The organism is Chamaesiphon polymorphus CCALA 037 (assembly GCF_003003845.1).
GTDB classification, from domain to species: Bacteria; Cyanobacteriota; Cyanobacteriia; order Cyanobacteriales; family Chamaesiphonaceae; genus Chamaesiphon; species Chamaesiphon polymorphus.
In genome coordinates, this window is the sequence record NZ_PVWO01000171.1 from 1 (window position 1) to 10,678 (window position 10,678).

Genomic DNA, 10,678 nt, shown 5'->3' on the forward strand with positions numbered 1-10,678 from the left:
AACCACTTATCCAGTCCCAACTCAATCTGCATCCTACCCGCTCAAAACCCAAGTTTCGCCAGCACTGACGGCAGAGACGATCGACATATATCAAATTGGCAAATTCGATCGCGATCGGGCAATTGCGCTGCGCGCTAAATTGCAAGCATTGGCAGATCTTAACGACCCAGTAGCCTGCTATTTATTAGCAAAAACCTATGATTGGTATAAACTGGGATTTGGAAAAGAAAGCGAGCTGCCGAATGCCTTGAAATGGTATCGATGCGCTGCCGAACTCAATTATTTTCCAGCAACTTACGAGCTTTATCGCACGTATTTTTATGGTTTAATGGGTGTCGATCTCGACTATGATGAAGCACTAAAATGGTTGAATCGATCGCGTGTTGTTGCATCGCGATCGGGCAAAGCTGAAGTTTTATTCGATTTTGCCAACTTCAGTAACCCCGATAATAATCAAAATTATGGTGCTATTTCTAGGTATGTACCCAAAAGTAGAACCGCCCAGTTAGCTTATCTCAAACAAGCATTTGCAGCAGATCCACAGAACATGGATGTTGTCGCATCTTATGGAAAACTATTATATGAAGCCAAGCAATATACCACAGCTCTTCGGGTAATGAGTAATAGCAACAATCCTTGGACTTGGCTCGATGTCGGGACGATGTATGAAACTGGTAAAGGCACTACTCCCAATATTTCCAAAGCATTAATTTGGTATCGGAAAGTAGCAGTCTTACCCATTGATGAAGCCAGTCCAGATTCGGCAAATAACAATGTCAGCCCGTATGGAAAATATAGAATTTATCGGCTGATTTGTCTCAAGAAAATAACGCCACAGCAAGCGAAACCTTTTTACACGCCTCAGGATTATAAAGACAGATTTCTGGATCGAGTCGATCGAAATTGCGAACACGTCAATAACTGAGATCGAGCAGGCTTTTAATTATACTCTTTCTGCTCTTAATAAATTGAATAATCTCTAGAGCCAGTTATCTGTGCCCATCTCGATGCTAATAACCGAGCATAATCTGGCGGAAACAAACCATAAGCACCGATCGAATAACCATCATTGACTTCGATTAGTAATGTTTCGCCTTTGTCTGTCACGCCAAAATCGGCTGCATATCCGGCGGGTGCAGAAGTATAAGCCGCGATCGCCTGTTCGATAACTTGCGGATCGAAATGGACGCGCCAATCGCCATAGTAAGATTTGACGCCCAATATTTCGCCATGGCGAACGAAACATCGCCACTCTGCTAAAAACTTGACTGGTTCCGAACACCAAATTTCAGTATCTTCAAATTCATCGCCGCAACTAATCAAATCTTTGGGGCTGCGAACTACTCGTCCTGTAAATTTTTTTGTTAAAGTTGTCGGCTTAATAAAAACATTCCAAGTCTCTGGATGTTTGGCAATATAATTAATCCGCGATTTCCAAATCTTGCGGCCTAGAAATTCTGTCAATTCATCGGGATAATTAATCTCTACAGGGGCTGCAATACCTAACCGAATAAAAGCAGCATTGACATCTTCGATATATCCCACCACGACATCTTCTGGTGTTAGATCTTCTAGCGTATTGTCTTGTCTGCTAAAAGTGACGATCTCCCAGCCCATTTTCCGAAAGCCATCATAAGCAACAGCAAAATTGACACTAGCAAATTCGCCATCTTTGTTTTGAATGATGTAGGCTTTCATAGAGTTGGGAGTTGGGAGTTGGGAGTTGGGAGTTGCGCTCGTCGGCTTTGCCGACGGTTTAGCGAGACAAGACAGGGAGTGTAAAGTAGTAACCTAAATTGCTCTGCCTGGTTTTAGTTATAATTCTGGTTACTTTGGAAGATTGGAAGAAGAGATTGAGAGTCTTTGCCAATTTAATTCTCGATCGACATTACAATTCCACCGCAATAAATTTGCAGTTTGACCTATATAACTAGTAGAGTGCCCAATTGCTTGACGTGGCGCACTAGTCGCTAAAGAGATCGCGTCACCAATGTCGCAAACATCCCATTTAACTAAATTTTGGACGCCGACTAAAAGCGATCGAGTGGTACCAGAAAGCGTTCCATCTGGCAATCTTGCCGTACCATTAATTACTTCAATTTCGCGATCGTCCCAAGGATATTTACCATCGGGTAACCCCAACGGGGATAAAGCATCGCTGACTAAAAATAATCCTTCGCTATATCTACCCGATCGCAAGAGTACCTTTAACATCGCTGGATGAACGTGCTGTCCGTCGGCGATAAATCCGCATTGGACGTGCGGTTGAGTCAAGGCAGCACCCAGCAGCCCCGGTTCGCGATGGTGCAATCCTGGCATGGCATTAAAAGCATGAGTTACCATCGATGCGCCGCTAGCAAATGCGCTCTGAGCCTGCTCGAAATTCGCCACCGAGTGTCCCAAACTGACAATAATGCCTAAAGACCTCAGATAAGGGATAACCGAGTCTGTCCGATCTAATTCCGGTGCCAAGGTGATCGCTTTCACTGTATCAGCATATTTACTTAGAACCTCTGTAACAAATTTACTGTTTAATGGAAGTAAGTAATTTTCTGGGTGCGCGCCTCGTTTTTGGCGATTGAGAAATGGCCCTTCGAGGTGAACGCCGAGTAATTGCGCGGTATCGGGACGCTGATGAGCCATAAATTTGGTAAATACAGCGAGCGAGCGATGGATATTCTCGATCGAAGTCGTGACGATCGTTGGTAAAAATCCATCAACCCCCTGCTCCCACAGAAAATCGCAGATCCGATCCAATCGGTCTAGATCTCCCATTTGCACGTCAGGGAATGCCAATCCTAGCGCGCCATTAATTTGCAGATCGACACCACCGAGCGAAATCCAGTCCCCTGCGACATCGACAATTGGCAGATCGAGATGCACAGATCGATCGATGTTGACGATCTGGCGATCGCTAATGGCAATCTCCTGCAATCCGGCGTATCCAGGTACTCGTGCATTGGCAATCTTGTAGTCTTTCATCGTAGTCAATCTGTCGCTGTAAGATCTGGGGATAGGTCGATCGTCAATATACCAATTTGTATCTTATTTGACCATTTATCGATCTCGTCCATTGTTTAATTAAATACATAAAAGGTGCTGGAGCCGACTTGACAATTTTCTCGACACGATCGGCAGATCGCAGTATAGTAAAGCTCAATATGAGCCAACCGCTCTAATGACTGTCGTTCATCCTTTTACATAGTTTATTCGATTTGTCAATCGAAAAAAGAGAGAATTATTTATGGTTTCAAAAGTAAGCGCAAACCAACAACATAGATCTACGGAAAAAAGCGTCGATCGAATGCTTAGAAGGCTATTCGCCATTAATTGGTATAGACAACTGTCAGTAACTTGGCGTAGTTGCTTGCCAATTGGGATCGCAATTATCGTATTTTGGAATGTTGCAGCCGTAGCACAGAACGCTCCGCCAGATGCAATTAAAATGGCGGAAGAACTTAAAGTCAATCTCGACACGGCTTGGGTGACAATCGCCGCCATGCTAGTCATCTTTATGAATGCTGGTTTCTGCATGTTGGAAACTGGATTCTGTCGTGAGAAAAATGCTGTCAACGTCTTGGCAAAAAACCTGATCGTATTCGCTCTCTCCAGCGTCGCTTTCTGGGCGATCGGATTTGGCTTGATGTTTAGCGAAGGCAACAACATCATCGGTACCGATGGTTTCTTCCTGATGGGCGCGGACAATAGCCCAGCTATGGGTACTGCCTACAAGGGAGCATTTACCCCGCTGAATTGGACGGGAGTACCTTTAAGTACTAAGTTCTTTTTCCAACTGGCGTTTGCTGGTACCGCAGCCACGATCGTGTCTGGAGCAGTTGCCGAACGGATTAAATTTCTCTCCTTCCTGATTTTTAGCTTATTACTAGTCGGGATTGTTTATCCGATTACCGGACACTGGATCTGGGGTGCTGGTTGGTTAGCCGACTTGGGCTTCTATGATTTTGCTGGTTCTACTGTCGTCCACTCCGTCGGTGGCTGGGCTGCTCTGCTTGGTGCTTGGATACTTGGGGCGAGAATTGGTAAATACAATAGTGATGGTAGTGCCAATGCGATCCCAGGTCACAATATGAGTATTGCGACTCTCGGCTGCTTGATTTTGTGGTTCGGATGGTTTGGATTCAACCCTGGTTCGACAATGGGTGTGTCTAGTGCGATCGGACATATTGCCGTGACTACTAATACTGGTGGTGCTTTCGGCGGTATTGCCGCTACAGTCGTCGCTTGGGTAGTACTAGGTAAACCCGATCTTTCGATGATTATCAATGGGATTTTAGCCGGACTAGTGGCTGTCACTGCTTCCTGCGCTTGGATTAGCGTGCCGTCAGCCGCAATTATCGGTACCGTAGGTGGCATCTTAGTTGTGTTCGCAGTTAGCTTCTTCGATAAAATCAAAATTGACGATCCTGTTGGTGCAACTTCGGTGCATTTAGTCAATGGGGTTTGGGGTACTTTAGCCGTCGGCTTATTCAGTCAGGGCGATGTTTATGGCGTTACTCCCGCACCGAAACCGGGTCTCTTCTTTAATGGTGGTTTCGAGCAATTGGGCTATCAACTAGTTGGGACGTTGGCAGTTGGTGGAGTGACAGTCGTTCTGTGCTTCATCTTCTGGGCAATTCTGAAAGCGACCTTGGGAATTAGGGTTACTCAGGAAGAAGAATTCCAAGGACTAGACATCAGCGAACACGGAATGGAAGCCTATCCAGGCTCGTCACTCGGCGGCGGAGCTGACTACAGCAAAGAGATTCACTCTGGGCGTAAATCTAGTCGTGGTAGTGCCGAATATCCAGAAGTGAGTGGTAATCTCTAAGATCTGAGGACTTGATTTAGAAGTCCAATCTCAACAAAAAGACTAGGCTCTCCAGCAGCCTAGTCTTTTTGTCTTTAAATAATTCCCTATCCCCTATTCCCTATTCCCTATTCGGTTCGCCAATACCCTATGATGCTCATAGCTTTGAGTAACTATCTATCTATCTATCTATCTAGCAATTCCCAACTATGACATCTCCCCTCATTGGCATCATCATGGGTAGCGATTCAGATTTGCCAACGATGAAAGCCGCCATCGAAATCTGCGAACAATTTGAGATTCCTCATGAAGTCGCGATCGTCTCGGCACATCGCACCCCCGATCGCATGGTGGAATACGCCCAAACAGCACACCAACGAGGCTTGAAAGTAATTATTGCTGGTGCAGGTGGCGCGGCACATTTACCAGGAATGGTAGCTGCTTTGACCCCATTACCAGTAATTGGCGTACCCGTTCAAACCAAGACATTACAGGGGGTTGATTCGCTGTACTCGATCGTGCAAATGCCCGCAGGCATCCCCGTGGCGACAGTCGCGATCGGCAATGCTACAAATGCCGGACTACTCGCCGTCCAAATCCTGGCTACTCAAGATGCACAACTACTAGCTCAAGTTCAATCTTATCGGCAGAGTCTCAAAGAGATGGTCTTAGACAAACAAGCTAAGTTAGAAGCAGTCGGCTATCACAATTATTTTGCTACCTAATCGATTTGTCGATCGCTAATTTATTGAGTCGATCGATGTAAGAGCGATATGTTCTTCAATTAAGACAAATCGCTCGTTCCGCGACCAAATATTTGTAATTTTTAAACATACAAACGTAGAGCAATCGAGTTTCAGTCGATCGTGCCAATTAAAGAATATTTGTAATGGAGATTCTAAAACATGCCAAGCATTAGATTACTATCTTGAATCGATAGATAATGCTGACGTCGAAAAATGTATCCTAGAATACAGAAATTTTGTATCTTCAAACACAAAACTGTTCACTACGATACATAACGATCGCTCAAACAAATACTCTGGCATGTAAAGGCTCGAACTAAAGTGTTCAAAAAAATTCTCATAATAAGTTTGATAGCTGCGTGGATGCTCAGTGGGCCACTCATGGGCAATGCTCTAGCACAGGATGCTGTCAAACCAGCAGATGTCAATCCAATTAATACTGGAGACACAGCGTGGATGCTGATGTCTTCAGCATTAGTTTTACTAATGACTCCTGGATTGGCATTTTTCTATGGCGGGCTGGTGCGTTCTAGGAACGTACTCAATACCATGATGATGAGTCTAGTACTAATGGCGGTCGTGGGCGTAACTTGGATCCTCTGGGGCTATAGTATTGCTTTCTCCTCCGAACCGACGACGACAGATGCTGCGAAAATGATCTTCGCTAGCAACCCAATTATTGGGAACTTAAATTGGTTTGGGTTAAATCAAGTTGCCTTTGACAAAATCGATCCGGTCGGTTATGCCGGGACGATTCCCCACCAATTGTTTATGATTTATCAGATGATGTTTGCCATCATCACGCCAGCCTTAATTTCTGGGGCAATTGTCGAACGGATGAGCTTCAAAGCTTACTTCTGGTTTATCTTAATTTGGTCTACAGTTATTTATGCTCCTTTGGCTCACATGGTGTGGGGTAAAGGTTACATCGGTTCTAACCTTGGTGCGCTAGATTTTGCAGGCGGTACCGTCGTACACGTTAGTTCTGGCGTTTCCGCTGTCGTTGCCGCTTGGGCGATCGGTTCTCGTAGAACCTACCCCAATCAACCCGCAGCACCGCACAATGTGCCGTATGTGCTGCTGGGGATCGGACTGTTATTCTTTGGCTGGTGTGGATTTAACGGCGGTAGCGCGCTCGGTGCTAATGGTCTAGCTGTCGTGGCATTTGTAACTACTGCTGTTTCTAGCTGTGCGGGTGGCCTGATGTGGCTGATTTTGGAATGGGTATTACGCGCCAAACCTACTGCGGTCGGGATTGCCAGCGGTTTCTTAGCTGGCTTAGTCGGGATTACTCCTGCTGCTGGTTTTGTGTCGCCACTGAGTGCAATTTTGATCGGTTTAATTACCGCGACTTGTTGCTTCTTTGCGGTCAGCCTGAGAGCTAAATTACAGTTTGATGACTCGCTCGATACCTTCCCCGTCCACGGTGTCGGCGGTACTATCGGCGGTCTTTTGACTGGTATTTTTGCCGAAAAAGCGATCAATTCTGCTGGTGCTGATGGTTTGATTGTTAGTGGTAGTCCTGAATTATTTGGCAAACAAGTTGTCGCGACGGTAATTACTTACGCGATCGCGGCTGTTGGGACATTTGTCATTATCAAAGGTCTCAGTTTAGTCATGGATCTACGGGTCAAACCTGAAGCTGAATATCAAGGTTTAGATATCAACGAGCATGGTGAAGAAGCCTACGGCGAAGAATTTGCTGCTGGTTTGAGTCTTGCTGAGAAAGAAGGATAACTTAGGTTTAAAGGTTTTAGTTGGATGGTGTTTTATCTATCAGCATAATTCATCAACACGATCGAAAAATCAAATCCTAATCATCAATAAAGAGTCGGAGGTACTAAATCTCCGACTCTTTATTTATAGCGGTTAAGATAGTCGGCGTTGCTAGATTAGAGCGATTGGTGCTCAACATCTATGGTTTGAGCCTAACCCCTAACTTATGGAACTTGTAAGCTAATCCAACCCTGCTCTGGAATATGCTGACGATAACGACCGCAATCGGAGAACATCAACGCCATTTGCAACCCATAATCGGGTTCTAGATTGAGATCTGCCCACGGTACGGCGATTTCTAAACACTTATCCCAGGCTACTTGTGCGTTACTCGATCGAGCCTCCCAGCGATCGTAATCCATCGCTTCTTGCAACCAAGTGTACTTAGTTGTTAAATCGATTAGGAGCCGATGGTGGAACCGATAATTAGTCGGTGCTTGGCGCGGTAATTCGGCTAAAGGAATCGGACTATTGTGCATGATTTCCTTGGGATAAAACCACACCAAATTCAACTCATTAGGAATCTCTAAGCCTGGTTTCACCCCAGCTTTGAAATCCATCCGCAGATAAAAATTCATGTGATCCGCACCATAAAACCCCCGCTGAATCGGACTGGCTTGGTGCATCGTGCCGCTAGCACCGCCAATTTCCAAGCGTCCAGCATAATTCCAATCTTGCTCGTCGCCACTACCATCGATAACTGGATGGATAAAGCCCTCTGGACGGTAGGTAGTTCGCCGCTCGTGGGATTCCACTGGTTGACGCAATTCGGGCGGTACAGGCTCATTTAAAGCCTGATACAGAGCGATGATATGTTCGCGGAAAAGTTGGTCGAACATCGCATCTTGGTTGGAAGAATGCCCGTATCCAAACCACCAGAACCAATCCGAACCTTCGGCAGCATATAGAGCTTCCCAGGCAGCAGGATTAGTTTGTTCGGTAGCTTCGGGATGATTCGCCAGTACTTGTCTAGCTGCGGTAAGCAGATCCCAGGCGCGATTTTTGGCAGGATCGCCAATCCAGGTAGTCAGACTGCCATCTACCCACGAACCTGTATGGAGTGAAGGCGCGGGGAAACTGGCTGTTGCAGGAAATGCATCTAGGTATTCGGAGACGGTGACGAGTTTAATCGTCTCATCGTCGCTGAGGGTCTGATAGAGATGTTCCAGGAAGGGTTTACCATCGAGGTGGTAGTGCTCCCAGCAATTTTCACCATCGAGCGCGATCGTGACTAGCCATGGTTTTTCGAGGCTGCTGCCGCCATGTCCTTCTTTGGCAATTAGGGATTTAGAAATCGCATGTAGATGTCCGACTAAATCTGCTGCTGCCGTTTCTGCGGCCATACCACTATAGGTAAACCCAATTAAGTCCGATAAGCGATGATCGCGGAAGACCATCGCCAAATCGCCATCGGGCGTACTGACTCGATAGGGCTGATACAATAACTCCGGATCGAGCACATTACCCGCACCATCGCGATGAAAATACTGCTTGAGAGTATTGCCTAAAACCGACTCATCCGTACATAACCATTTAAAACCCTGCCGAGCCACATAAGGCAGCATTTCTGGGCTTACCGCCTGTTCTGACGGCCACAAGCCCCGTGGCACGCAGCCAAAGCGATCTTTGTACATATCCCACGCCTTATTTAGATGACGGGGAATATCTTCAGCCCACTGAAATCTTTGCTGTGGTAGATCCATATTGGGAACGGCTACCCGCCCGACATTGGTATCGGCTAAAAGTGGCAAAATCGGGTGGGTGTAGGGCGTCGTTGTGACTTCTAGCTGTCCCGATTCCTGCATCTTGTGATGTTGAGGGACGATCCGCCGTAAGATCTCCCGTTGCTTGGAATAAATGCGCTGACGATCGCTCAAGCTAAAATCCCGATCCTGTTTGAGCCAGTGGGCGATCTCTGGATCTTCCCAGAATAAGGGATCGAACCAAGCGAGATTGTGCCATGCCAATAAGTCGCTGTAGTCGCGATCGATCCAATGCTCGAAACACCACGGTTCGCCATGCTCTTGGCGTTGATGGTATAGCTCGCTGTAGCGTGGGTGCGGATCGATAAGCGTGTGGTGATTGGCGTCGAAAAAGTGCCGAATGATAAACTGCTTTTGAGAGTCTTGAAGTTGCTCGATCGGCATCAAAGCTAGTTCTAGGTAAGGATCGAAGGCTGTCCCAGCAATGTAATCCTCTAACTGTAGAATCAGCGATGGTACTAAATTTACAGTTTGATGCAGTTTGGGATACTTTTCTAACAGCAAGATCAAATCTAGATAATCTTTAGTCCCATGCAAACGCACCCACGGCAATCGATACTTACCATCGCGGTACTTGTACAAAGGCTGGTGCTGGTGCCAGATAAAGGCGACGTGGAGGGGATGCGGCATAGATGAGTTATAAATTCACGATCGATTTTTACGCGGATACTAATCGATACTCCGCTCGCAGCAACTGCCACGATGGAGAACGAGGTCTATAACGGTATGCTATTCGAGCAGGTTGTTAAATTTTGACCGATCGTTTGCGATCTTAACTCACTTCTTTTAGCTAAAACACACCACGACCGAGATTCGACCGGGGATCGCGCCGTTGGTTTACAACACTTAATCTAGAGATAAGAGTAGATGGGTGGATGAGTGGATGGGTGGATGAGTGGATGAGTGGATGAGTGGATGAGTGGATGAGTGGATGAGTGGATGAGTAGATGGGTAATGGGTAATGGGTAATGGGTAAAAGAACAACTATCACTTTCCGTCTCCCCAACTCCCAACTCCCAACTCTCAACTCCCAACTCCCAACTCCCAACTCCCAACTCCCCGATCCCCGCTAATTAATCCGTTTGAGCGAAATCGAGATCGATTTTTGACTGGTGGGGAGAAAGATCCTGAGAGTGATGTTATCGCGATCGAGACATTTATATTGGGATTTGGTCGGGGGTAGATCGCGATCGCCGAAGATGGTAAATAATCGCTCGCCAGAGAGCTTGACATTACTACCCAAATTAACTCTGGTCGTCAGTCGTCGATAATTTTGGTTGTTAAATGTCAACGTACTATCGGGATTTACCTGAAATCTCGCATCAGCATTACCAGATAATCCCATCCCGATTCGATCGATTTTGGCTCCAGTGTCTTTCGATTTGAGAGTGTATCTTTGCTCCAAATCGAATGCTTCAAATGAGATATAACCGTCTCTATTAATCGTAATTTTGCCATAGCCCAGCATCTGTGGATCGGTAACTTTGGCTTGGGTAAAGGTTTGTACCAGTGGCAACCAATAAGGACTCAGATCGGCAACTTGCCATGTCCCGACATAACAATAAGGCTCTCCCACTGGTGCTGGA

8 protein-coding genes are annotated in these 10,678 nt (G+C 46.2%); 4 read left to right on the forward strand and 4 right to left on the reverse strand.

The features are described from left to right. A partial coding sequence (locus tag C7B77_RS14265) for a tetratricopeptide repeat protein (RefSeq protein ID WP_106305860.1) occupies positions 1-925 on the forward strand: 925 nt, incomplete at its 5' end. A gap of 35 nt (positions 926-960) precedes the next feature. Here C7B77_RS14265 and C7B77_RS14270 read toward each other — a convergent pair. Both C7B77_RS14270 and nagA read right to left on the reverse strand, forming a co-directional pair. Then, positions 961-1,698, reverse strand: a complete 738-nt coding sequence (locus C7B77_RS14270) for an ATP-grasp domain-containing protein (protein WP_106305863.1) — start codon at positions 1,696-1,698, stop codon at positions 961-963. Between the two features lie 129 nt (positions 1,699-1,827). Then, positions 1,828-2,982, reverse strand: coding sequence for an N-acetylglucosamine-6-phosphate deacetylase (gene nagA / locus C7B77_RS14275; RefSeq protein ID WP_106305866.1), 1,155 nt, complete (start codon positions 2,980-2,982; stop codon positions 1,828-1,830). A 262-nt stretch (positions 2,983-3,244) separates the two neighbouring features. Here nagA and C7B77_RS14280 point away from each other — a divergent pair, with 262 nt between their 5' ends. From C7B77_RS14280 to C7B77_RS14290, 3 genes are all read left to right on the forward strand, one after another. Then, positions 3,245-4,828 carry an ammonium transporter gene (locus C7B77_RS14280; RefSeq protein WP_106305869.1) on the forward strand — a complete coding sequence of 528 codons (1,584 nt, stop codon included), beginning with the start codon at positions 3,245-3,247 and terminating at the stop codon, positions 4,826-4,828. Between the two features lie 188 nt (positions 4,829-5,016). Next, positions 5,017-5,532, forward strand: a complete 516-nt coding sequence (gene purE / locus C7B77_RS14285) for a 5-(carboxyamino)imidazole ribonucleotide mutase (RefSeq protein WP_106305872.1) — start codon at positions 5,017-5,019, stop codon at positions 5,530-5,532. Positions 5,533-5,916: 384 nt separating this feature from the next. After that, positions 5,917-7,290, forward strand: coding sequence for an ammonium transporter (locus C7B77_RS14290; protein WP_245894198.1), 1,374 nt, complete (start codon positions 5,917-5,919; stop codon positions 7,288-7,290). A gap of 203 nt (positions 7,291-7,493) precedes the next feature. Here the strand turns inward: C7B77_RS14290 and C7B77_RS14295 are convergent, their stop codons facing one another. After that, positions 7,494-9,722 carry a glycoside hydrolase family 57 protein gene (locus tag C7B77_RS14295; protein ID WP_106305875.1) on the reverse strand — a complete coding sequence of 743 codons (2,229 nt, stop codon included), beginning with the start codon at positions 9,720-9,722 and terminating at the stop codon, positions 7,494-7,496. A 439-nt stretch (positions 9,723-10,161) separates the two neighbouring features. Further along, positions 10,162-10,678, reverse strand: a 517-nt coding sequence (locus C7B77_RS30020; protein ID WP_181243867.1) for a hypothetical protein, incomplete at its 5' end; no start/stop codon positions are given.

What these genes read in the sequence shown, in the direction of transcription:
- C7B77_RS14270 (WP_106305863.1), bottom strand. Translation starts at nt 1,698, where the DNA reads ATGAAAGCCTACATCATTCAAAACAAAGATGGCGAATTTGCTAGTGTC.
- nagA (WP_106305866.1), bottom strand. Translation starts at nt 2,982, where the DNA reads ATGAAAGACTACAAGATTGCCAATGCACGAGTACCTGGATACGCCGGA.
- C7B77_RS14280 (WP_106305869.1), top strand. Translation starts at nt 3,245, where the DNA reads ATGGTTTCAAAAGTAAGCGCAAACCAACAACATAGATCTACGGAAAAA.
- purE (WP_106305872.1), top strand. Translation starts at nt 5,017, where the DNA reads ATGACATCTCCCCTCATTGGCATCATCATGGGTAGCGATTCAGATTTG.
- C7B77_RS14290 (WP_245894198.1), top strand. Translation starts at nt 5,917, where the DNA reads ATGCTCAGTGGGCCACTCATGGGCAATGCTCTAGCACAGGATGCTGTC.
- C7B77_RS14295 (WP_106305875.1), bottom strand. Translation starts at nt 9,722, where the DNA reads ATGCCGCATCCCCTCCACGTCGCCTTTATCTGGCACCAGCACCAGCCT.